This window comes from Kineococcus terrestris (assembly GCF_041020755.1).
GTDB lineage: Bacteria > Actinomycetota > Actinomycetes > Actinomycetales > Kineococcaceae > Kineococcus > Kineococcus terrestris.
In genome coordinates, this window is the sequence record NZ_JBEUEI010000001.1 from 200768 (window position 1) to 224600 (window position 23833).

General features: G+C 75.1%; 15 protein-coding genes. 12 read left to right on the forward strand and 3 right to left on the reverse strand.

Annotated elements, in window-relative coordinates; genetic code table 11:
• Positions 1-13: 13 nt before the first annotated feature.
• Positions 14-1249 (reverse strand): ROK family transcriptional regulator, encoded by a 1236-nt coding sequence (locus AB8M62_RS00925; protein ID WP_369068336.1) that lies wholly within the window; start codon positions 1247-1249, stop codon positions 14-16.
• A 220-nt stretch (positions 1250-1469) separates the two neighbouring features.
• Here AB8M62_RS00925 and AB8M62_RS00930 point away from each other — a divergent pair, with 220 nt between their 5' ends.
• From AB8M62_RS00930 to AB8M62_RS00965, 8 genes are all read left to right on the forward strand, one after another.
• Positions 1470-3203 (forward strand): ABC transporter substrate-binding protein, encoded by a 1734-nt coding sequence (locus AB8M62_RS00930; protein WP_369068337.1) that lies wholly within the window; start codon positions 1470-1472, stop codon positions 3201-3203.
• A 27-nt stretch (positions 3204-3230) separates the two neighbouring features.
• Positions 3231-4217 carry an ABC transporter permease gene (locus AB8M62_RS00935; protein ID WP_369053053.1) on the forward strand — a complete coding sequence of 329 codons (987 nt, stop codon included), beginning with the start codon at positions 3231-3233 and terminating at the stop codon, positions 4215-4217.
• A gap of 13 nt (positions 4218-4230) precedes the next feature.
• Positions 4231-5205 (forward strand): ABC transporter permease, encoded by a 975-nt coding sequence (locus tag AB8M62_RS00940; protein ID WP_373694818.1) that lies wholly within the window; start codon positions 4231-4233, stop codon positions 5203-5205.
• The gene (locus AB8M62_RS00945) at positions 5202-6059 is read left to right on the forward strand and encodes an ABC transporter ATP-binding protein (protein ID WP_369053051.1); all 858 of its coding nucleotides are present in this window, start codon (positions 5202-5204) and stop codon (positions 6057-6059) included. Before AB8M62_RS00940 ends, AB8M62_RS00945 begins: the two co-directional genes overlap by 4 nt.
• Positions 6056-6973, forward strand: a complete 918-nt coding sequence (locus AB8M62_RS00950) for an ABC transporter ATP-binding protein (protein WP_369053049.1) — start codon at positions 6056-6058, stop codon at positions 6971-6973. Before AB8M62_RS00945 ends, AB8M62_RS00950 begins: the two co-directional genes overlap by 4 nt.
• Before the next feature lie 15 nt (positions 6974-6988).
• The gene (locus tag AB8M62_RS00955) at positions 6989-10372 is read left to right on the forward strand and encodes a glycosyl hydrolase 2 galactose-binding domain-containing protein (RefSeq protein ID WP_369068338.1); all 3384 of its coding nucleotides are present in this window, start codon (positions 6989-6991) and stop codon (positions 10370-10372) included.
• A 67-nt stretch (positions 10373-10439) separates the two neighbouring features.
• A complete protein-coding gene (locus AB8M62_RS00960; protein ID WP_369068339.1) occupies positions 10440-12329 on the forward strand; it encodes an ABC transporter ATP-binding protein in 1890 nt (629 codons plus the stop codon).
• Positions 12326-14113 (forward strand): ABC transporter ATP-binding protein, encoded by a 1788-nt coding sequence (locus AB8M62_RS00965; protein ID WP_369068341.1) that lies wholly within the window; start codon positions 12326-12328, stop codon positions 14111-14113. The genes AB8M62_RS00960 and AB8M62_RS00965 overlap by 4 nt, the downstream gene beginning before the upstream one ends.
• A 25-nt stretch (positions 14114-14138) precedes the next feature.
• Here the strand turns inward: AB8M62_RS00965 and AB8M62_RS00970 are convergent, their stop codons facing one another.
• Positions 14139-15554, reverse strand: a complete 1416-nt coding sequence (locus AB8M62_RS00970) for an ATP-binding protein (RefSeq protein WP_369068342.1) — start codon at positions 15552-15554, stop codon at positions 14139-14141.
• A gap of 252 nt (positions 15555-15806) precedes the next feature.
• Entirely contained in the window at positions 15807-16676 is an 870-nt protein-coding gene (locus AB8M62_RS00975) for an AraC family transcriptional regulator (protein ID WP_369068343.1), read from the reverse strand.
• A gap of 106 nt (positions 16677-16782) precedes the next feature.
• Here AB8M62_RS00975 and AB8M62_RS00980 point away from each other — a divergent pair, with 106 nt between their 5' ends.
• The 4 genes from AB8M62_RS00980 (at position 16783) to AB8M62_RS00995 (ending at position 23811) form a co-directional block, all read left to right on the forward strand.
• Entirely contained in the window at positions 16783-20187 is a 3405-nt protein-coding gene (locus tag AB8M62_RS00980) for a DUF5107 domain-containing protein (protein WP_369068344.1), read from the forward strand.
• Positions 20184-21536, forward strand: a complete 1353-nt coding sequence (locus AB8M62_RS00985) for a cellulase-like family protein (RefSeq protein WP_369068345.1) — start codon at positions 20184-20186, stop codon at positions 21534-21536. Before AB8M62_RS00980 ends, AB8M62_RS00985 begins: the two co-directional genes overlap by 4 nt.
• Entirely contained in the window at positions 21533-22828 is a 1296-nt protein-coding gene (locus AB8M62_RS00990; protein ID WP_369068346.1) for an ABC transporter substrate-binding protein, read from the forward strand. Before AB8M62_RS00985 ends, AB8M62_RS00990 begins: the two co-directional genes overlap by 4 nt.
• Before the next feature lie 101 nt (positions 22829-22929).
• Positions 22930-23811, forward strand: a complete 882-nt coding sequence (locus AB8M62_RS00995) for a carbohydrate ABC transporter permease (protein ID WP_373694823.1) — start codon at positions 22930-22932, stop codon at positions 23809-23811.
• The last annotated feature ends 22 nt before the right edge of the window (positions 23812-23833 follow it).

The window sequence follows — 23833 nt, forward strand, 5'->3', positions numbered from 1 at the left end:
GACACGGAGGGCCTCAGCGGGCCAGGCGCTCCTGCAGCAGCAGGGCCGCGGCGCCGACGGCCGGGGCGGTGGCCGCGGCGGTGGAGACGGTCACGCCGACCGTGCGGCCCCACACCCGCCGACCGGGACTGCCGACGCGCTCGGTGATGGCGGGCCCGTAGATGCTCGAGGCGGCGGCGAAGCCGGGGCCGGTGAGGACGAGCAGGTCGACGTCGACGAGGTTGACGAGGGTTTCGGCCGCGGCGGCCACGTAGCGGGCGGAACCGGCCAGCAGCGCCCGGCAGGCGGGAGCGCCGGTGCGCGCGGCGCGCGCCACGGCGGCGAAGTCGGTGACCACGGCCCGGCGCGAGGTGGCCCCCAGCCCGGCCTCGGCCCGGGCCACCGGGTCGGCCAGGGCGCGGGCGACGACGGCCACCGGGCCGGCCACGGCCTCCAGGCAGCCGCGGGCCCCGCACAGGCACGGCGGGCCGTCGACGTCGACGCACACGTGCCCGAACTCCCCCGCCAGCCCGCGGGCGCCGCGGTGGGCGGCGCCACCGAGGACGAGGCCCGCGCCGATGCCGTCGGCGAGGTAGAGGGCGGCGAACGAGCGGCCGCTGTCCAGGCGGGCGACCCAGTACTCCCCGACGGCCGCGGCCGTCGCGTCGTTCTCCACGAGCACGGGCCACCCGGTCAGCTCGGACAGGCGCTCGCGCAGGCGCTCGCCGTCGACGCCGCGCTGCCGCCCGCCCTCGTCGGGCCCGGGACCGCGCGCGGCGCGGCGCAGCATCCCGTTCCCGGCTCCTCCCCACACCAGCCCGATGCCCAGGCAGGTCGTCCGCGGGTGCCCGGAACCCTCCAGGAGGCGGTCGACGTCGGCGGCCAGGCGGGCCGCGAGGTCGTCGGCGGTGGCGCGGGCCGCGACCCGCCGGGTCAGGCGCGCGAGGACGCCGCCGGTCTGGCTCGTGAGGACGTACGTGACGGTCGTGGTCGCGAGGTCGATGCCGACGGCCGTGCGTCCTCCCGGGTCCAGCTGCAGCAGCGTGCGGGGCTTGCCGGCGGTGGGGGCGCGGCCGACCTCGGTGACCAGCCCCTCCTGCAGCAGGCGGCGCACGGTGGTCGACACGGACGCCTCCGTCAGGCCGGTGAGGGCGGCCAGCTCGACGCGGCTGACCGGGCCGGAGGCGCGCAGGGCGTCCATGAGGCGCTCGCGGGCTCCGGGGCGACCGGGGCGGCGGCGGACGCCGGGGTGCTCGTCGAGCGACGTCATGACTGCTCCTGGGGGGCGGGTGCGGCGGGCGCGCGGCCGGCCGGCGAACTCGACTGTAGCCGGGGCGCGCGGGGCCGCCGGAGGTCTTGACGCTTCTTAGTTCACTTGATTAAGTTGATGACGACGGATCGTGGAAGACCCGGTACCGATGGCGGTGCCCGAGGAGCGGTCCGGCACTCGCACCGCCGCGAGTCGCGGCCAGGAGACCGAGGACCCCGCCATGCGCCTGACGTCGTCGCACCCGCTCCCCGCCCCGTCCACCTCCCCCCGCACCCGCCGCCGGCGCCTGCGCCTGCTCGCCGCGGGGATCTCCGTCACCGCCCTGCTGGCCGCCGGCTGCTCCGGCGGGGCCGAGGGCAGCGGTCCCAGCGGCTCCAGCACCACCCTGATCGCCTACACGGGCCAGGCCGGGGACTACCAGCTCAACTTCAACCCCTTCTCCCCCTCGGAGATCGGGTCGAGGGGCAAGATCTACGAGACGCTCTTCTTCATCAACAAGACCGCCGCGAGCGACCCCAAGCCGCTCCTGGGCACCGAGTACACCTGGAACGAGGACGGCACCCAGCTCGACGTGACCCTGCGCGAGGGCGTCACCTGGACCGACGGCGAGGCCTTCGACGCCGACGACGTCGTCTTCACCTACCAGATGCTGCTGGACACCCCCGGCATCAACAGCACCGGTTTCGACGGGACCGTCAGCAAGGTCGACGCCACGCACGTGACGTTCACGTGGGACGCCCCCGCCTTCACCAAGGGCCCGGACACCCTCAGCTCGATCGTCATCGTCCCCGAGCACCTGTGGCGGGACATCGACCCCGAGACCGACGTCGTCGAGGACCCCGTCGGCACCGGCGCCTTCACGCTGGGCGACTTCAAGGGGCAGGCCTTCACCCTCACCGCCAACCCCGACTACTGGGGTGGCGAGCCCGCCGTGAGCGCCGTCCGGTTCCTGGCCCTGTCGGGCAACCAGGCCGGCGCCGACGCCATCGCGGCCGGGACGATCGACTGGCAGACCGGCCCGATCCCGGACATGGCCAACACCAGCCGGAACTTCCCGAACTACGACACCGGGTCCATCGCGCAGGCCCAGATGGTCCTGGGCGCGTGCGCCAACGCCGACCTGGGGTGCGAGGGCCCGCAGACCGACCCCGCCGTCCGGCAGGCGCTCTTCCACGCGGTCGACCGCACCCAGCTCAACCGGCTGGCCTTCCAGGACACCGCGGTCGAGATCTCCCCGACGTTCGCGCTGACCCGGAGCCAGGAGTCCACGATCTCGGCGTCCGTGGAGCCGAAGGTCGCTCCCAGCACGGCCCAGCCCGAGGAGGCCAGCCGCGTCCTCGAAGCCGCGGGCTGGACCAGGGGCGCCGACGGGATCTACGAGAAGGACGGCGAGAGGCTGGCCCTCACCGTCGAGGTCGTCACGGGGTGGACCGACTACATCACCGCGATCCAGGCCGTCTCCGAGCAGGCCAAGGCGGCCGGCATCGAGGTCGACGCCGCGCAGTCCTCCTGGAACGAGTGGACCGACAAGCGCCTGAAGGGGAACTTCGAGCTCGTCATCGACTCCCTGCACCAGGGGCCCGCCCCGGACCCCTTCTACGTCTACAGCTACTTCTACGACAGCCGCATGACCTCCCCCGTGGGTGAGACGGCCCTCGGCAACAACTACTCGAGGTTCGCCGACCCGGCCGTCGACGCGGCCCTGGACGAGCTGGCCCGCCTCTCGCCCGAGGACACCGCCGGCCGCCAGGCCCAGTTCGACGTCATCCAGGCCGCCGTCGTCGAGCAGATGCCGTACGTCCCGCTGATGACCGGGTCGAACACGAGCGTGTGGAACACCGCGAAGTTCTCCGGCTGGCCCGTCGACGGCGACCAGTACGCCTTCCCGGCCGTGTGGTCCGCCTTCGACGCGGCCGAGGTCTTCAAGACGCTGACCCCGAACAGCGCGGACTGAGCGCGGGTCCCCGGGCGAGGAGACGACGTGAACTACCTGCTGCGCAAGCTCGGCTTCTACGCCGTCGCCTGCTGGGCCGCGCTGACGCTGAACTTCGTCATCCCGCGCCTGCTGCCCGGGGACCCGGTCGACATCCTGCTGGCCAAGCTGAGCCAGCGGGGTGCGACCGTCACCGCCGAGACCCGTGCGGCCTACGCCACGCTCCTGGGCGGGGACACCGACCAGCCGCTGCTCGCGCAGTACTGGACCTACCTGACCAACATCTTCCGGGGCGACCTGGGGACGTCGATCAGCTACTTCCCCGCACCGGTCACCGAGGTCATCGGCGCATCGATGCCGTGGACGGTGGTCCTCATCGGCATCGCCACCGTCATCGCGGCGCTGCTGGGCGTCCTCCTGGGCGCGTTCGTCGGGTGGCGGCCGGGGACGTGGCTGGACTCGATGGTCCCCGCCACCACGCTGCTGGCGGCGGTGCCGTACTTCTGGCTCTCGCTCGTCCTCGTCTACGTCCTGTCCCGGGTGATGGGCCTGTTCCCCGCCCAGGGCGGCTACGACGTCGTCCTGGACCCCGGCTGGAACACCGCGTTCATCGGCTCGGCGCTCTACTACGGGTTCCTGCCGGCGCTGACCATCGTCCTGGCCTCGGTCGGCGGCTGGCTGCTGGGGATGCGCAACATGATGGTCTCCACGCTGTCCGAGGACTACGTCCTCACCGCCCGCGCCAAGGGCCTGCCGGACCGGTGGGTGCTGCGCGACTACGCGGCCCGCAACGCCGTGCTGCCGTCGGTGGCCGGGTTCGCCATCTCGCTGGCGTTCGTCGTGTCCGGGTCGGTGGTCACCGAGCAGGTGTTCTCCTACCCCGGCATCGGCTCGCGGCTGCTGGCCGCGGTCACGAACAACGACTACGCGCTCATGCAGGGCGTGTTCCTCTTCATCACCCTCGCGGTGCTGGGGGCGAACCTCGTGGTCGACCTGCTGTACACCCTGATCGACCCGCGCACCCGCGCCCGGTGACGGAGGAGGTCCCGTGACGAACATCGAGTCCGCACCGCCCGTCGACCTGGGCGCGAGCGCCGAGCCGGCCGACCGGCGCGGCCCCACCCCGGCCTGGCGGCTGCTCCTGCCGACGATGACCCCGTGGCTCGCGCTGGGCCTGACCCTGGTCGGCGGGATCTGCCTGTTCGGCCTCCTCGGCCCGCTCCTGGTCGGGGACCCGGACACCATCAGGGACGTCGGGCTGGCCGGCCCCACGGCGGACCTGTGGCTGGGCACCACCCAGACCGGGCAGGACGTCCTCGCCCAGCTCGCCCACGCCACCCGCGGGTCGCTGCAGATCGGCTTCCTCGTGGGGGTCCTGGCCACCGTCCTGTCGGCGTTCTTCGGCATCTACGGCGCCTACCTGGGCGGGGCGGCCGACGAGGCGTTCTCCCTGCTGACCAACGTCTTCCTCGTCATCCCCGGACTGCCGCTGGTCATCGTCATCTCCGGGTTCGTCCCGCGCGAGAGCCGGGGCCTGTGGACCATCGCGGTGGTGCTCGCGCTGACCAGCTGGGCGGCGTCGGCGCGGGTGCTGCGCGCGCAGACCCTGTCGGTGCGCCAGCGCGAGTACGTCGCGGCGTCCCGGCTGGCCGGCGAGCGCTCGTGGCGGGTCATCGTCGTGGAGATCCTGCCGAACCTGCTGCCGGTGCTGGCCTCGCAGTTCGTCTTCGCCGTCATCGCGGCCGTCCTCGGCGAGGCGGGCCTGTCCTTCCTCGGCCTGGGCGCCTCCGGCTCCTCCACGCTGGGCACGATGCTCTTCTACGCCCAGAACGGCTTCGCCCTGCCGCTGGGCGCCTGGTGGTGGTTCGCCCCGCCGGGCCTGCTCATCGCCCTGCTCGGGACGGGCCTGTCGCTGATCAACTTCTCCATCGACGAGATCGTCAACCCCAAGCTGAAGAACGTCCGCCTGCACCGCAGGCGGACCCGCCTGGCCGCGAAGGCCGCGAGGAGGCAGCAGCGGTGACCGCCACGCGCGAACCCGTGCTCAGCGTCCGCGACGTCAGCGTCGTCTACGAGACCGAGCAGCCGGTGACGGCCGTCGACTCCGCCTCGTTCGTCCTGCACCGCGGGGAGGTCCTCGGCCTGGCCGGGGAGTCCGGCTGCGGCAAGACGACGCTGGCGTACGCGGTCAGCCGCCTGCACCAGCCGCCGGCGCGCACCGCGGCCGGGTCGGTCCTCTTCCACGACCGCGACGGCACCGAGGTCGACGTGCTCGCCCTGGAGGGCGAGGCCCTGCGCGCCTTCCGCTGGGCGAAGCTGTCGATGGTCTTCCAGGGCGCGATGAACGCCCTCAACCCGGTGCGCACGGTCGGCGCCCAGCTCGACGACACCCTGCGCGCGCACGACCGCTCGATGTCGCGGCAGCGCCGGCGCGCCCGCTCGGCGGAGGTGCTCGAGCGCGTCGGGGTCGACCCCGCCCGCTCGCGCTCCTACCCGCACGAGCTGTCCGGCGGCATGCGCCAGCGCGTGGTGATCGCGATGGCGATGCTGCTGGAACCGCAGGTGATGGTCATGGACGAGCCCACCACCGCCCTGGACGTCGTCGTGCAGCGCGACATCCTGCGCGAGATCGTCCGGCTGCGCGACGACCTGGGCTTCGCGGTCGTCTTCATCACCCACGACCTGCCGCTGCTGCTGGAGATCAGCGACCGGATCGCGGTCATGCGCCACGGCCGGATCGTCGAGCTCGACACCGCCGAGGCGCTGTACCGGCGGGCGGCGCACCCGTACACCCGCCAGCTGCTCGGCTCGTTCCCCAGCCTGTCCGGCGAGCGCGGCGCGTTCGTCCGCACCGGCGTGCAGGAGGAGGTCGCGTGACCAGCGTCGCCGTGAAGGACCTGACGAAGGAGTACCGCGTGCGGGCGGGGGTGCGCCGCACCGCGCTGCGGGCCGTGGACCGGGTCAGCTTCGACCTGCTGCCGCGGCGGACCGTCGCCCTCGTCGGGGAGTCGGGGTCGGGCAAGTCCACCATCGCCAAGCTGCTGACCCGGCTGGAGCGCCCCACCTCCGGCTCGGTCGACGTGACCCTGGACGACGGCACCCCCGTGCAGGGCTCGCTGTACCGCCGGCAGGTGCAGATGGTGTTCCAGGACCCGTTCGCCTCCCTGAACCCCTTCCACTCCGTGGCCCACCACATCGCCCGGCCGCTGCAGCTGCACCAGCGCACCCGCGGCGCCCGCGAGACCCACGAGCGGGTGCTGGAGCTGCTGGAGCGGGTGAACCTGACGCCCTCCGACGTGGTGGCCGCCCGCCGCCCGCACGAGCTGTCCGGCGGGCAGCGCCAGCGCGTGGCCATCGCCCGCGCCCTGGCCCCCGGCGCGAAGGTCCTCGTGGCCGACGAGCCGGTCTCGATGCTCGACGTGTCGATCCGCCTGGGCGTGCTGAACCTGCTGGCCCGCCTGCAGCGCGAGGAGGACCTGGCCGTCCTCTACATCACCCACGACCTGGCCACGGCACGGCACTTCTCCGACGAGGTCCTCGTGCTGTACCGGGGCCGGGTCGTGGAGCGCGGGCCGGCCGACGCGGTCATCCTCGACCCCCACCACGACTACACGAAGCTGCTGGCGGCAGCCGCGCCCGACCCCGAGCGCGTGGGCAAGGTCGTGGCCGGCGAGCAGGTCGTCGACCGCGCCTCGATCGACGGCACCGTCTGCTACGACCACCACCTCGGCGCCTGGACGAGCACCGACCGCACCACCGACGGCGCGGCCCGCTCGCGCGCCACCACCTGAGGAGAGGACACCCCCGTGGACGTGCAGCAGCTGCACGACGGCTGGACGCTGCACCCGCTCGAGGGCGACCTGCCCGAGCGGGTGCGCCGCGGCTTCGCCGCCGGCCCCCTGCCGGCGACCGTGCCCGGCACCGTGCACACCGACCTCCTGGACGCCGGTCTGCTCGACGACCCCTACGCCGGGTTGAACGAGGCCGACCAGGCGTGGCTGCACCGCAGCGCCTGGGACTACGAGCTGACGTTCACCGCCGGTGCCCCCGCCGCCGGTGAGCGCACCGACCTGGCGCTCGACGGCCTGGACACCGTGGCCGCGCTGGAGCTGAACGGCGTCCCGCTGGGGCGCACCGCGAACATGCACCGGCGGTACCGGTTCGACGTCACCGGCGCGCTGGCGGCCGGGGAGAACCGGCTGCGGGTGCGGTTCACCTCCGCCCTGGAGCACGCCGAGGGCGTGGAGAAGGACCTCGGCGCCCGCCCGCGCGCCTACGCCCACCCGTTCAACGCCGTGCGCAAGATGGCGGCCAGCTTCGGCTGGGACTGGGGCCCGGACCTGCAGACCGCCGGGATCTGGAGGCCGGTGTCGCTGCAGCGCTGGCGGACAGCGCGGCTGGCCGCCGTGCGGCCCCTGGCGGTCCTCGACGGCTCCACCGGCCGCCTGCGGGTGGCCGTCGACGTCGAGCGCTCCGGGCTGGAGGGGGCCGGCGGCCTGGTCGTGCACGTGCGGGTGCGCGACCTGCCCGGCGGTGAGCTGACCGCGTCGGCGCCCGTCGCCGCGGGCGCGCGCGCCGCCGAGGTGGCCGTGGACGTCGAGCGCGCCCCGGTGTGGTGGCCGCGCGGGTACGGCGAGCAGCCGCTGGTGCGCGTGGAGGTGGAGCTGCGCACCGCCGCCGGCGACCTCCTGGACCGCTCCGGGCACCGCACCGGTTTCCGCTCGGTGCGCCTGGACACCACGCCCGACGAGCACGGCACCTCCTGCGTCCTCGTCGTCAACGAGCTGCCCGTGTTCGTGCGCGGGGTGAACTGGATCCCCGAGGACCACCTGCTGACCCGGCTGGACCGCGCCCGGTACGCGCGGGCGCTGGGCGACGCCGTCGAGGCGAACGTGAACCTCGTGCGCGTGTGGGGTGGCGGGATCTACGAGAGCGACGACTTCTACGCCCTGTGCGACGAGCTGGGCCTGCTGGTGTGGCAGGACGTCCTGCTGGCCTGCGCCGCCTACGCCGAGGAGGACCCGCTGGGCGCGGAGCTGGAGGCGGAGCTGCGCGACAACGCGACCCGCCTGGCCGCGCACCCGTCCCTGGCGGTGTGGAACGGCGGCAACGAGAACCTGTGGGGGCACGAGGACTGGGGCTGGAAGGAGGAGCTGGGCGGGTCCACGTGGGGGCTGGGCTGGTACGAGGAGCTGGTCCCGCGCGTGCTGGCCGAGCTGGACGGCACCCGCCCGTACTCCCCCGGCAGCCCCTCCAGCCCGGCGGGCCCGGAGGGCGTGGCCGGCCCGCACCCCAACGACCCCGACCACGGCACCCACCACGTGTGGGACGTGTGGAACGAGCTGGACTGGACCCGCTACCGCGACCGCGTGCCGCGCTTCTGCTCCGAGTACGGCTGGCAGGCGCCGCCGTCGGCGGCCACCCTCGCCGAGCTGCTCGGGCCGGGCGAGCGCTCCACCACCTCCGCGGTGTTCCTGGCCCACCAGAAGGCCGTGGACGGCAACGGCAAGCTGGAGCGCGGCATGGCCCCGCACACCGGCGTGCCCGCGGACTTCGACGACTGGGTGTGGGCCGCGCAGCTGAACCAGGCGCGCGCGGTGACCACGGCCGTGGAGCACCACCGCTCCTGGTGGCCGCGCACCGCGGGCAGCGTCTACTGGCAGCTGAACGACTGCTGGCCCGTCACCTCCTGGTCGGTCGTCGACGGCGCCGGGCGGCGCAAGCCCGCCTTCCACGCGCTGCGGCACGCCTACGCTCCGAGGGTGGTCACCGTGCAGCCGCGGGAGCAGGGTCTGGTGCTGGCCGTCGTCAACGACACCGGGCAGCCGTGGCCGGTGCGGGCGCTGGCCCGGCGCACCGGCGTGGACGGGCGGGTGCACCACGAGGAGGTCCTCGCCGTGGACGTCGCGGCCCGCTCGGTGGCCGAGGTGCCGCTGCCGGCGGCGCTGACCGGCGCCGGCGACCCGGCGCGCGAGGTGCTCGTCGTGGACGCCGGCGGGTCGCGGACCCTGCACGCGTTCGCCGAGGACCGCGAGACCGCCTGGGATCCCGAGCCCGTCACCGCGAGCGTCACGCCCGTGCCCGGCGGGTACGCGGTGCGGGTGCGCGCCCACGCCGTCGCCCGCGACGTCACCCTGCTCGCCGACGTGCTGGCGCCCGACGCCGCCGTCGACGACGGGCTCGTGAGCCTGCTGCCCGGGGAGTCGCGCACGTTCACCGTGCGCACGGCCGCCGCCGTGGACACCGCCCGCTTCGGCGGGCGGGACGTCCTGCGCACGGCCAACCAGTTCGGGGGGGGGGGGGGGGGGGGGGGGCCGCCCCCCCCCCCCCCCCCCCCCGGCACCGGCGGTGTCGTGGGCCTGGTGATCCCCGGGCCCACGCACCGGATGGGCGTCGAGCCGTTCTTCGCCGAGCTCGTCGACGGCCTGGAGGAGGTGCTGCACCCGGCCGGGTTCGCGGTGCTCGTCCTGCTCGTGGACGACCCCGACGCCGAGCTGGCCGCCTACCGCCGCTGGAGCGCCGACGACGAGGTCGCCGCCGCCGTGGTCGTCGACCTCGTCGAGGACGACCCGCGGCCCGGCGCCCTGGCCGGGCTCGGGCTGCCGTTCGTGCTCGCCGCCCACGTGGACAGCCCGTGGGCGTGCACGAGCGAGGTCGCCGACGACGCCGTGCGCGTCGGCGCGGCCCTGGACCACCTCGTCGCCCTCGGGCACCGCCGCCTGGGGCACGTGTGCGGGCCCCGCCGCCTGGTGCACACCGGCGAGCGCACCACCACCGTCGCCGAGCACGCCCGCCGGCGCGGGCTCGTCGTGGCGACGGTGGAGACCGACTACAGCGCCGCCGCGGGCGTGCGCGCCGTCGACGCCCTGCTGGCGCGGCGCGAACCCCCCACGGCCGTGCTGTTCGACAACGACGTCATGGCCGTGGCGGCCCTGGAGCACCTGCGGGCCCGCGGGGTCGACGTGCCGGGCGAGGTCAGCCTGCTGGCCGTGGACGACTCCCCGCTGTGCGAGCTGTCCGTGCCGCCGACCACGGCGATGAGCCTGGACGTGCACCACCGCGGCGAGCGCCTGGGCCGCGCCGTCCTCAGCGTCCTGGCCGGCGGCGACGCGCGGATGCCCGCGGGGCCGCCGTCGACCGTCGTCGTGCGCGGCACCACCGCGCCCGCTCGGGAGCGGGTGGGCGTCTGAGACCCGGCTGGTTGCCGCGGCGCACCTCGACCGGCCGGATCACCGGCCGCGTGCCAGTCTTCGTGCAGTGAGCGGCACCTTCGTCAGCGGCATGCGCACCCTGGCCCGCGGTGCGCGGGAGGAACCGCGCCTGTTCGGCCTGGCCGTCGTCGGGTCCTTCGTCTACGGCGCCGGCACCGCCGCCACCGGCTGGCTCGTGGGGCGCACCACCGAGCGCGTCGTCGTGCCCGCCGTCACCGGTGAGGGCTCCGTGGACACCGGCGACGTGTGGCTGGCCGGGGCCACGCTGATGGGCGTCACGCTCGTCACCGTCGTCGGGATCCTGCTGCGGCGCATCGCCGCGGGCGCCACCATGTACGCGCTGCAGGCGCGCTACCGCCGCCGACTGGCCCGCCGCTACCTGGAACTGCCGCTGTCGTGGCACCACGCCCACCCCGCCGGACGGCTGCTGGCCACCGCCGGCTCCGACGTGGAGGCCACCTGGCAGGCGATGGCGGTGCTGCCGTTCGCGCTCGGCGTCGTCGTCCTCATCGCCGTCGCCGGGGTCGCGATGGCCGCCGCCGACCCGGTGCTCGCCGCCGTCGGCCTGCTCGTCCTGCCGGCGCTGCTGGCCGCGAACGTCGCCTACCAGCGGCGCATGTCCCCGCGCGTGGCGCGCGTGCAGCAGCTGCGCGGCGAGGTGTCGGCCACCGCCCACGAGAGCTTCGAGGGCGCCCTGGTCGTCAAGACCCTCGGCCTGGGCGAGGAGGAGGTCGAGCGCTTCGCCACCGACGCCGACCGCCTGCGCGCCGCGAACGTCGCCGCCGGCCGCACCCGCGGCGCGTTCGAGCCGATCATCGAGGCGCTGCCGAGCCTGGGGACCCTCGCCGTCCTCGCCGTCGGCGTCGCCCGCGCCGCCGCCGGGGACGTCAGCGTCGGCGACCTCGTGCAGATCGCCTACCTGCTCAGCCTGCTGGCCTTCCCCGTGCGCTCCTTCGGCTGGGTGCTGGCCGAGCTGCCGCGCACCGTCGCCGGCGACGCGCGCGTGCAGGCGGTCCTGCGCGAGGCGGCGACGACCCCGTGGGGCGCGCGCGACCTGCCCGCCTCCCAGGCGCCCGCGACCGTCGCCGCGACCGGCCTGGGCTACCGCCACCCCGAGCCGGCCGCCGACCCGCTGGCCGCGCAGCGCCGCGGCCCGGACGCGCCCGCCCGCCCGGCCCGGCGCGAGGCCCGGCCCGCGCTGGCCGACGTCACCCTCGACGTCGCCCCCGGCACGACCGTCGCCGTCGTCGGCGGCACGGGCGCCGGCAAGTCCACGCTGGCCGGGCTGCTCGTGCGCCTGGTCGACCCCACCTCCGGGCAGGTCCTGCTGGACGGCGTCGACGTGCGCGAGCTGGCCGAGGGCCGCGTGGCCGGTGCGGCGGCCCTGGTGCCGCAGACGACGTTCGTCTTCGACGACACCGTGCGCGGCAACATCGCCCTCGGCCTGGACAGCGAGGAGGTCCCCGCCGACCGGCGCGTGGACGACGAGGACGTGTGGCAGGCGCTGCGCCTGGCGCGCGCCGAGGACTTCGTCGCCGCCCTGCCGCACGGGCTGGACGAGCTGGTCGGCGAGCGCGGCTCGACGCTGTCGGGCGGGCAGCGCCAGCGCCTGGCCCTGGCGCGGGCTCTCGTGCGCAGGCCGCGGCTGCTGGTGCTGGACGACGCGACCAGCGCGCTGGACCCGGCGGTGGAGCGGGCCGTCCTGGACGGCCTGGCCGACTCCGGGGCGGGCACGACCGTGGTGGTCGTGGCGTACCGGCCGGCGACGATCGCGCTGGCCGACGAGGTGGTGCACCTGGAGAGGGGACGGGTCGTGGACCGGGGACCGGCGGACGAGGTGGCCGCGCGCGACGAGGGCTACCGCGAGCTCGTCACCGCGTACGCGCGCGCGGCGCGCGAGCGCGGCGAGGCGGCCCGCGGGGCGGGGATGGCGTGAGCGCGACCACCGCCCCCTCCCCCGCCGACCGCCGCCGCGAGGGCGTGCTGCGCCGCTCGCGGGAACTGGCCCCGCAGTTCGCCGACGGCCTGGGTCTGACCCTGGCCATCGCCGCGGCCACGACGCTCGGCAAGCTCGTCGTCCCGATCGCGGTGCAGCAGACCATCGACACCGGTGTGCTGGCCGACGGCGGCCCGGACGTGGGCCGGGTCGTGCTGATCTGCGCGCTGGCCGCGGCGGTCCTCGTCGTCACGTCCGTCACCGCGTGGGTCGTCAACGTGCGCCTGTTCCGCGCCACCGAGGCGGGGCTGGCGAACCTGCGCACCCGGGCGTTCCGGCACGTGCACGACCTGTCGGTGCTCACCCAGTCCGGGGAGCGGCGCGGGTCGCTGGTCAGCCGCGTCACCAGCGACGTGGACACCATCTCCACGTTCCTGCAGACCGGCATGCTCGTGCTCGTCCTGTCGCTGGGACAGGTCGTCCTGGCGACGGCGCTGATGCTCGTCTACTCCTGGCAGCTGGCCCTGGTGGTGATCGGCTGCTTCGTGCCGCTGGTCCTGGCCCGCCACCAGCTGCAGCGGCCCGTGGCGCGCGCCTACGCGGCGGTGCGGGTGCGGATGGGCGAACTGCTGGGCGCGGTCTCCGAGACGGTCGTGGGCGCCGACGTCATCCGCGCGCACGCCGCCTCGGCGCGCTCGTGGCGCAACGTGGACGCGGCCGTGGAGGCGCACCGCAAGCAGGCCGTCAAGGCGCAGGTCGCCACGGCGGCGACGTTCTCCACCGGCGTCCTCGTCTCCGGCCTGGTCGTCGCCCTCGTCATCGTGGTCGGCACCCTGCTGGGCGTCGACGACGACATCACCCTGGGCCGGCTGCTGGCGTTCCTGTTCCTCGCGCAGCTGTGGGTGGGCCCGGTGCAGGCGGCCACCGAGGTCCTCAACGAGCTGCAGAACGCCCTGGCCGGGTGGCGGCGCGTGGTCGACCTCGTCGACACCCCGGTCGTGGTGCCGGACCCGGCGCCGGAGCGGGTGCGGGAGCTGCCCGCCGGGCCGGTGGAGGTGCGCGTGGAGGACGTCGCCTACACCTACCCCGGCACCGACAGGGTCGTGCTGAGCGGAGTGGACCTGCACCTGCCCGCCGGGTCGCGCACGGCCGTGGTCGGGGAGACCGGTTCGGGCAAGACGACGCTGGCGCGGCTGGTGACCCGCCTGGTGGACCCGGCCTCGGGGCGGGTGCTGCTCAACGGCGTGGACGCGCGCGACCTGCCCGGGCGCGAGCTGCACCGGCGCGTGGTGGCCGTCCCGCAGGAGGGTTTCCTCTTCGACGCCACCGTCGGGGACAACGTGCGCCGCGGCAGGCCCGGCGCCACCGACGACGACGTGACCGCGGCCTTCGCCGACCTGGGCCTGACCGCGTGGCTGGAGGACCTGCCCGAGGGGCTGGACACCCCCGTCGGCCAGCGCGGCGAGCGCCTGTCCGCCGGCGAGCGCCAGCTGGTGGCGCTGGCCCGCGCGCACCTGGCCGACCCGGACCTGCTGGTGCTGGACGAGGCGACCTCCTCGGTCGACCCGGCCACCGAGGTGCGCCTGCAGCGGGCGCTGGAGGGCGTGCTGTCCGGCCGCACGTCGGTGGCGATCGCGCACCGGCTCTCGACCGCCGAGGCCGCCGACACCGTCGTGGTCGTGGACTCCGGGCGCGTGGTCGAGGTGGGCCCGGCCGCCGAGCTGGCGCACGCGGGCGGGCCGTACTCGCGGTTGCACGCGGCCTGGACGGCCCAGCACTCCTGAGGCAGCAGGGCTCGGTCCACGGCGCTCAGGACGGCAGGTCCCAGTAGGCCCGCGGGTCCCGGGGGGACTGCCCGTTCCAGCGGACGACGCCCTGCTCGCGCAGCTGCGCGAGCCTCTTGATCGCGGTGGGGCGCGCCAGGCCCATCACCTCGGCGAGGTCGCGGGTGCTCAGTCGTCCGGCCTCGCGCAGTGCGGCGACCACCAGGGGGGTCTCCTCCGGCAGCCGGGCCCCGTCGTCACCGGCCGAACGCTCCGCGGCGAGGACCAGGCGGACGCTGCTCTCCGTCTGCCGGTACAGGGGCGGCTGCAGGCCCGCCAGCCGCATCTCCTCGAACATGCGGCGGATGCCTTCGCCGAACTCCTGCCCGAAGTCCAGGTCGGCGCACACCCGGGCGATCCGCGGGTTGCGGGCGAACCGGTGGATGGACAGCGGGTCCCGCAGGTCCGACAGCCCGGGGAACCTCCCCGGGCTCTCGACCTCGACGCGGTCGTCGAAGACGTCGACGTGGACGTGGTCGCTCTGCAGGCTGTAGGAGCGGTGGACGACGGCGTTGACCACGGCCTCCAGCCAGGCGTCCTCCGGGACGGCGGGCACCTGCTCGAACCGCCCTCCCCTGCCGAGGGCCCGTCGGCGGGGCTGCACCTGCCGGACGTGCGCGGGCACGTCGCGCAGGAGCCTGGGCAGCGGACCCTCGACGCGCTCGTCAGACAGCACCTGCTGCCGCGAACCCGTCCCGCGGTCGCGGCCGGCGAAGCGGGTGACCCGGACGTGGGCGTTGGGGAACTCGCTGCCGGGGTGGCGCCCGAACAGGAGGAGGCCCGCGACGGTGAGCCTGCCGTCCCGCACCAGCCCGCGCGCCGCGAACAGCCCCTGCCACGTCGGGTGCCCGACCCGGGCCGCGTACGCCTGCGCGGCCTCGACGTCGACGTCACCGGGGTCGTCGAGGCGGACGGCGGTGAGCTGGGCCTCGAAGCCCGCCTGGCGGCGGTCGAAGAAGAGCTCGCGGCGCTGCACGTAGGTGAGGCGGCGGGTCTCGTCGCCGAGGCGCAGGTACACGTCGTCCCTGGTGGTGGCGTGCACCTCGTCGCCGGGGTTCACGTCCAGGACGAGGAGGTGGTCGTCGCGGCCGTCGTCGGTGCGGCACGGCAGCAAGCGCGTGTGGACGCGGGCTGGCGGCTGCACGTGCTGGACGTGGACCTGCTGCAGCTCGTTCCGGTGCCGGGGGTCCGCGTCGGTGCCCTCGACCCGGCCGTCGTGGATGCCGACGACGAGCGTGCCGCCCTCGGCGTTGGCGAGGGCGATCACCGCCTGGCTCAGCTTGGCCGGGCTGGTGCGGGCGCTCTTGCGCTCGAACCACTGGCTCTCCGGCAGGGCGGCGAGGGCGCGGCCGACCTCCTCCGGAGGTGCCTCCAGGGCTTCGTCGACGTCTCGCTGCTCCACTTCTGTACTCTAACATCTTTAGAGTAGATGCATGGGGAGTTCTGCAGCCCGACAGAGCTGACAGCCGGCCTGCGAGTACCGGCCGACACGCCGCGCCGGCGACGCCCACGACCGGCGCGTCGCCGTGGCCGCGCAGGCTGGCTGTCAACCCCTCCCCGACGCCACCTCCCGCTGACGCAGCGGCTCGGCACCGCTGACGTCCCAGGTGAGTGACGTCCCAGGTAAGTCACGCGCCAGGTGAGTGACGCGTCCTCACTCCTCCCGGCGCCGGAACGCCGTCGGGCTGCACCCGTGCACCCCGCGGAAGTGCCGGGCGAAGTAGAAGGGGTCGGCGTACCCGACGGAGCGGGCGACCTCAGCCACCGGCAGGTCGGTGGTGACGAGCAGCTCGCAGGCGTGGGCCATCCGCAGCCGCTTGGCGTACTCGACGACCCCTCCCCCGGTGGCGGCGCGGAACAGGGCGGTGAAGTGGGAGGTGGACAGCCCCGCCTCCCGGGCCAGGGCGGTGACGGACACGGGCGCGTCGAGGTGGGCGCGCAGGTGCTCCTGGGCCTGGCGCACGGGTTCGCGCCGCTCGGGGCTGCCGGCGGCGGCGTCGGCGGCCACCTGCGCCAGCACCGACCAGGCGGCGCCGGCCGCGCGCAGCAAGGTCGGGCCGGTCTCGTCGGTCTCCAGGTGCTCCACGACGCGCTCGACGTCGCGCTGGACCTCCAGCACGTCGTGCAGGTCGACGACGGCGGGGCGCGGCGGGTCCCCGCCGAGCTGGCGGTCGAAGGAACGGGCGTCGGGCCCGGCCGCGTGCAGCCACCAGATCGTCCAGGGGTGCGCGTCGTCGGCGCCGTAGGTGTGCGGCAGGCCGGCGGGCAGCACGAGCGCCTGCCCGCCGGCGACGGCCACCTCCCCACCGGTGGTGCGGCACCAGCCGCGCCCGCCCACGCACACGATGACGACGGTGCCGCTGGCGCCGCGGCGGCGGGTGCGGCCGTGGTGGTGGGCGTGCGGGAAGTACCCGGCGTCGGTGACGAGCAACCGCGACGTCGGCCCGGACGCGGCGGCGGCGCGGGCGACGTCGGCGGGCAGGACCCGCAGGCGCTGGCCGGGGAACCCCTCGCGGATGCGCACGCCGCGACGCTAGCGCCGTCCGGGTGGTCCTGACCGTCGGATCGTCCAGGTGCTCGCGTCGGATCGTCCCTTCTCCGCGCGGTGATCTCCGGCCTACCGTCGCGGCATGCTCGACGACGAGACGCAGCTCGGCCTGCCGGCCCGGCCCGCCGCCCTGGCGGAGCTCCCGGCCGCGGCCTGGAGCGCGCCGCTGACGCTGCCGACGTACCACCCGCTGCCGCCGGAGGTGTTCCCCGCCTACCTGGACCGCCGCGTCTACCAGGGCTCCTCGGGGCGGGTGTACCCGCTGCCGTTCCACCACCGCATCGCCACCGAGCCCGTCGAGCACGCCTGGACGGCGGTGCACCTGCAGAACGAGTGGCTGCACGTGGTGGTGCTGCCGGAGCTGGGCGGGCGCGTGCACGTGGTCCGCGACCGCACCAGCGGCCGGGACCTCTTCTACGCGAACCCGGTCGTCAAACCCGCCCTGGTGGGGCTGGCCGGGCCGTGGATCGCCGGCGGCGTGGAGTTCAACTGGCCGCAGCACCACCGCCCGGCCACCTACCTGCCGACGGACTGGGAGGCGGTGACCGAGGAGGACGGCGCGGTCGTCGTCCGCTGCTCCGACCACGACCCGTTCACGCGCATGCGGGGCACGCACGCGCTGCGGCTGCGCCCGGGCAGCTCCGTGCTGGAGCTCCAGGTGCGCCTGGCCAACCGCACCGAGCTGCCGCAGTCGTTCCTGTGGTGGGCCAACGTGGCCGCCCGCGTCGACGACGACTACCAGTCCTTCTTCCCGCACGACGTGACCGTGGTCGCCGACCACGCCAAGCGCGCGGTGACCGGGTACCCGGCCGCGGACCGGCACTACTACGGCGTGGACTACCCCGCCCGCGCCGGCGAGGAGTTCACCGCGGCCGACGGCGCGCGCGGTACCGGCGACCGGATCGACTGGTACCGCACGATCCCCGTGCCGACCTCGTACATGGCCCTGGGCAGCCGGGAGGACTTCTTCGGCGGCTACGACCACGCCAGCGGGGTGGGTTTCGTCCACGTCGCCGACCACCAGGTCGCGGTCGGCAAGAAGCAGTGGACGTGGGGGAACTCCCCGTTCGGGCACGCGTGGGACGCGAACCTGGCCGACGACGGCGCGCACTACGTCGAGCTGATGGCGGGGGTGTTCACCGACAACCAGCCGGACTTCTCGGTGCTGGCGCCCGGGGAGACGAAGGTGTTCACCCAGTCCTGGTACCCGGTGCGGCACACCGGCCCGGTGGACCGGGCGAGCGCCGACGCGGCCGTCAGCCTGCGCCGCGACGGCGACCGGGTGCGGCTCGCCGTCGTCGTCACCCGCCCGCGCGCCGGGGTGCGGGTGGAGCTGCGCGCCGGCGGGGACGTCGTCGCGGTCGAGACGGTGGACCTGGACCCGTCGGCGGCGCTGCTGCGCGCGCACGAGGTGCCCGCGGGCGACGTGGAGGTGTCGGTCGTCCACGAGGGCCGGGAACTGGTGCGCTGGAGCACCGCCGAGGAGCGCACCGGGATCGGGGAGGTCCCCGGCCCCGCCACCGAGCCGCCCGCACCGGCGGACGTGACCAGCGTGGAGGAGCTGGCGCTGACCGCCGAGCACCTGGAGCTGTACCGGCACGCGACCCGCTCCCCCGAGCCGTACTGGCGCGAGGCGCTGGCCCGCGACCCCGGGCACGTGCCGAGCCTCGTGGGCCTGGCGGTGCGCGCCTACCGCGCGGGCCTGGACGAGCGGGCGGAGGACCTGCTGCGCCGCGCGGTGGACCGCCTCACCTCCCGGCACCCCACCCCGCAGGACACCACCGCGCTGTACCTGCTCGGTGTGGTCCTGGAGGCCCGCGGCTGCGAGGACGACGCCTACGACGCCTACGGGCGCGCGTCGTGGACGCGGGCGTGGCGGGGTCCGGCCGGGTACCGGATGGCGCGGCTGGACGCGCGCGCCGGGCGCACCGCGGCCGCGCTGCACCGGCTGGCGGACGTGCGCCGGGTGGAACCGGAGCACCTGCAGGCCGCCGCCCTGGAGGTGGTGTGCCGCCGTCGCCTCGGCGACGTGGAGTCCGGCGTGGCGGAGGACGTCCTGGCCGCCGCCCGCGCCCTGGACCCGCTGGACGCGTGGCTGCGCCACCTGGACGGCCTGCCCGCGAGCGCCGACGCGCAGACCTGCCTGGACGTGGCGCTGGAGCTGGCCGGCGCCGGGGAGCTGGAGGGCGCGTTGCGCGTGCTCGACGAGGCGGAGGCGCGCGAGCCCCTGCGGGCGTCGGGGCAGCCGGCGGCCGGCCCGCTGCTGGCCCACCACCGCGCCCTCGTCCTCGACCGTCTCGGCCGCGCTCGTGAGGCGGCCGCGGCCCGCGCCGACGCCGCCACCCGCGACACGACGTGGTGCTTCCCGGGCCGACGCGAGGACGTGGCCGCGCTGAGCGCCTCGGCGGCCGACCCGCGGGCGCGGGCGCTGCGCGGGCACTGGCTGTACGCGGCGGGCCGGCACGCCGACGCCGTCGAGGACTGGCTGGCCGGTGCGGCGGGCGCCCCGGACGACCCGGTCCCGCACCGCAACCTCGGCCTGGCGCTGGTCAACGACCACCACGACCTCGAGGCGGCGCGCGCCGCGTACGCGCGGGCGGAGGAGGCCGCCCCCGACGAGGCGCGGCTGCGCTTCGAGGTGGACCAGCTCGACGCGCTGCGCGGCCTGGGCCCCCAGCAGCGGCTGACGCGCTGGCGCGAGCGCTGGGACCTGGCCGAGCAGCGCGACGACGCGCTCGTGGAGGTCGCGCACCTGCTGGTGAGCACCGGCGACGCCGCGCGGGCCGTGCAGCTGCTGACCGGCCGCACGTTCCAGCCGTGGGAGGGCGGAGAGGGGCAGGTCCTCTCGGCGTGGGAGCGGGCCCGCACCCGCCTGGCGTTGGAGGTGCTCGCGGACGACCCGGCCGCGGCCGTCGCGCACCTGCGGGCGGCGCTGGACAGCCCCGCGTGCCTGGGCGAGGCGCGGCACCCGCTGGCGGCCACCGCGCAGCTGCACCTGCTGCTGGGCGACGCGCTGGCCGCGGCCGGCGACGCGGCCGCGGCGCGCACGGCGTGGGAGGTCGCGGCCGAGCACCGCGGGGACTTCCTGGCGATGAGCACGCAGGAGCACAGCGAGGCGACGTTCTCCTCGGTGCTGGCGCTGCGCCGGCTGGGCCGCGACGACGGGCCGCTGACCGCGTCGCTGCGCCGCTTCCGCGACGAGTTCGCGGCGTCGGTCCCGGTCGTGGACTACTTCGCCACCTCGCTGCCGGACCTGCTGCTGTTCGAGGAGGACCCGCTCGTGGTGCGCGACCGGCGCAGCGCGGTGCTGGACGCGCAGCTGGCGCTGCTGGACGGCGACGCCGCCCGCGCGCGCGAGCTGCTGGACGACCCGCGGCTGGCGGCCAGCCGGCACGCAGCCGACCTGGCGCACGCGCTGGCCACCTGCCCGGGGTTGCTGGGCGTTCCCGAACCGTCCGTCACACGTGTCGAGGAGGTGGCCCGGTGAGGACCCGAAACCTGCCGGCCGGTGCGCCGGAGAAGCTCGTCATCAGCCTGTGGGACTTCTCCTGGTACGTGCGCACGGGGCCGGGCGAGCCGTTCGAGGACCTGGACGCGGCCTTCGCGCAGGCCGTCGAGCGCGGGTACAACACCGTGCGGATCTGCGCGATGCCGTTCCTGCTGTTCCGCTCCGGCCTCGACACCTCCGCGCTGCGGCTGGGCCCGCTGGGCGGGGAGTACGGGCAGGGCGTGCGCTGGTACGACGTCGCCCACGAGACGACGATCGACGCGCGCGCGCACACCCTCGCGTTCTTCCGCGCGGCCCAGCGCCACGGCGTCCACGTCATCGTCTCCAGCTGGGAGTACCAGCAGTCGCCGTCGTTCGCGCTCGACCCCGCCTGGTACGAGGCGCTGCACGCGGTAGACCCGGAGGAGCGCGCGGAGGTCCTGGCCGACGCGCACGCCGACCTGCTGGACCTGCTGGTCGAGCAGGGCCTGGACGGGACGGTGCTGTTCACCGAGCTGCACAACGAGGTCCAGATCGGCTTCCTCGTCGACGGCCTCGGTGTGGAGCGGGGCGACCCGGCGGTGAGGGCGCTGACGGACCGCCTGGAGCGCGGCATCCGCCGCTTCAAGCAGCGCCACCCCGACCGGCTGTGCACCGTGAACTACGCCGGCGTCCCCGTCGCCGCGCTGAGCGCCGTCCCGCCCAGCGCCGACGTCCTCGTCGTCCACCCCTACGCCTACGGCAACCTGCAGGAGCTCATCGACGTCTTCGGCCTGCGCGGGCCGGTCGAGGGGTTCTCCCGCGAGCGGGCCGCGCCGCTGCTGCGCCCCGGCGCCCCGGAGGTCGGCGACTGGGGGCCGGGCGAGGGCAACGCCTGGAAGCTGGACGCCACCGTCGTGTCGCTGCCGGAGGTGTACGTGCACGACTGGTGCGACCCGGAGGCCTTCGACCGCTGGCTGTACGACCGCTGGGGCGAGCACCGGCTCGCGGTGCAGCAGAAGCTGACCCTGTGGCTGGAGGTGGCCGCCGACCACGCCGCCGCCCGCGGCGTCCCGCTCGTGCTGGGCGAGGGGTACGTCGGCTACACCCCCAAGCACGGGCGCTTCGAGGAGGGACCGGTCGGCGCGGAGCTGTGCCGCCGCGCCGTCCGCGACGCCCACCGCCTCGGCGCGTGGGGCGCGGTGGTCTGCTCCAACGCCGCGCCGCAGCACAGCATGTGGGCGGACGTCGCCCTCCAGCGCGAGTGCGCGGCCCTCCTGACCGGCACCACCCCCTCCGACCGGCCCGACGGGCCCGGCACCACCCACCCCGACCGCGCCGAGGACGGCGCACAGGAGGTTCGACGATGAACTCCCGACTCTCGCGGCGCAGCCTGCTCGCGGCCACGGCCGGCCTCGGCGGGGCCGGTCTGCTGACCGGCTGCGTCGGCACCAGCGGCTCGGAGGGCGGCGGCACGGCCGCCGGCGGTGGAGGGGGCGGCGGCGGCATCGTCTTCCAGAACTCCATCCAGGACACCGCCCCCAAGGCCGCCCTCGAGGCGATCGTGCAGGGCTACGACGGCGACGTGACGATGAACTCGGTCGCCACCGAGCAGTTCCGCGCCCAGCTGACCAACTACCTGCGCTCGAACACCCCGCCGGACGTCATGAGCTGGTACGCCGGGTCGGTGGCCCGCGACTACGCCGCCCAGGGCCTGCTGCTGGACGTGTCGAGCATGTGGGAGGGGGACGGCGCCTGCGCCGGCTTCTCCGAGGCGCTGAAGAACCTGTCCACCGCCGACGACGGCACGCAGATCTTCGTCCCCACCAACTACTACTGGTGGTCGGTCTTCTACAAGCGCAGCGCCTTCGAGCGCTGGGGCGTGGAGCCGCCCAGCACGTGGGACGAGTTCCTCGCGCTGTGCGAGAACCTGTCCGGCCAGGGCGTCGCGCCGCTGGCCAACGGCATCGGCTCGACCCCGTGGATGGCCTCGGGCTGGTTCGACTACCTCAACCTGCGGGTCAACGGCGCGCAGTACCACCGGGAGCTGCTGGCCGGGGAGCGCTCCTTCACCGACCCGGAGGTCGTCGCGGTGATGGAGCAGTACGAGCGGCTCATCCCCTACTTCGACCCCAATGCCGCGTCCTACTCGGCGCAGGACGCGGCCGTGCCGATGGCGCAGGACCAGGCCGGCATGTACCTCATCGGCGCCTTCGTCACCCAGTACTTCCCGGAGGACCAGCAGGACGACCTGGACTTCTTCTCCGTCCCGGTGATCAACCCGGACGTGCCCACGGCCGAGGAGGCGCCCACGGACGGCTACTTCGCCGCGGCCGGCACCGCCGACCCGGACGCGACCATCGCCTTCCTGTCCTACCTGGCCGCGCCCGAGCAGCAGCAGGCGTTCATCGAGCAGTCCGGCTCCTCCAACCTGCCGACGTCCCCGGACGTGGACACCTCGCAGTTCAGCCCGCTGGTGCAGAAGGGCATCGAGCTGCTCAACTCCACGGAGGAGATCACCCAGTTCTTCAACCGCGACTCCTCCGACGCGCTGCAGACGACGGCGGACACCGCGCTGACGCAGTTCCTCGCGGACCCGGGCTCGCGCGACCGGATCCTGGAGGAGTGGCAGCGGGCCGCGGAGGGGGTCTTCGGGCAGTGAGCAGCGACGTGTCGGCCGCGGCGCGGACGGCGGGGCGGGGCCCGGGCGGTACCCGTCCCGCCGCCCGCTCCGGCGGTCCCGCCCGGCCGGGCGGCCCGTCGCTGGGCGCGCGGCTGCGGCGGGTGCCGCTGCTGGTGTGGGTCTTCCTGCTGGTGCCGGTGGCCGTGGAGCTGTTCTGGGTCTTCTGGCCGGCGGCCAACTCCTTCTCCCTGTCGCTGACCCGCTGGAACGGCATCAGCCCGGCCGAGCCGGTGGGCCTGCAGAACTTCACAGATCTCGCCGACGACCCGATCTTCCGCACGGCGCTGACCAACAACGCCCTGTGGGTGGTCGGCTTCGGCGTCCTGTCCGTGGTCGGCGGCCTGGCGCTGGCGGTGGCGCTCAACAAGCCCGGCCGCGGGGTGGGCTTCTACCGCAGCGCGATCTACCTGCCGATGGTCGTCTCGATGGCCGTGACGGGCCTGTTCTGGCGGGTCATGTACCAGCCGGGCGGGCCGATCAACGCGGGCCTGGAGGCGGTGGGGCTGGAGTCGCTGACGCGGCAGTGGCTGGCCGACCCGGACGTGGCGCTGGCGGCGATCCTCGTCGCCGCGGTGTGGCGGCAGGTCGGCTACATCATGGTCCTGTACCTGGCGGGGCTGAAGGGCTGCGACGCCACGCTGGAGGAGGCCGCGGCCGTCGACGGCGCCAGCGCCTGGCAGCGCTTCTGGCACATCGTCATGCCGCAGCTTCGCGGGGTGAACACGGTGGTCTTCGCGGTCACCGTCATCGACTCGCTGCGCACCTTCGACATCGTGTGGGCGATGACCCGCGGCGGCCCCTACAACACGACGCAGCTCCTGAGCACGTACATGTTCCAGCAGGCGTTCACGTCGGGGAACCTCGGCTACGCCTCGGCGATAGCGGTCGTCATCTTCGTCCTGGCGATCGGCTTCATCATCACCTACTTGGCCCGCCAGGCCCGCGCGGAGGAGCAGTCGTGAGCGCCACCACCCTCGCCCCCGG

What these genes read in the sequence shown, in the direction of transcription:
- AB8M62_RS00925 (WP_369068336.1), bottom strand. Translation starts at nt 1,249, where the DNA reads ATGACGTCGCTCGACGAGCACCCCGGCGTCCGCCGCCGCCCCGGTCGC.
- AB8M62_RS00930 (WP_369068337.1), top strand. Translation starts at nt 1,470, where the DNA reads ATGCGCCTGACGTCGTCGCACCCGCTCCCCGCCCCGTCCACCTCCCCC.
- AB8M62_RS00980 (WP_369068344.1), top strand. Translation starts at nt 16,783, where the DNA reads ATGCTCGACGACGAGACGCAGCTCGGCCTGCCGGCCCGGCCCGCCGCC.
- AB8M62_RS00990 (WP_369068346.1), top strand. Translation starts at nt 21,533, where the DNA reads ATGAACTCCCGACTCTCGCGGCGCAGCCTGCTCGCGGCCACGGCCGGC.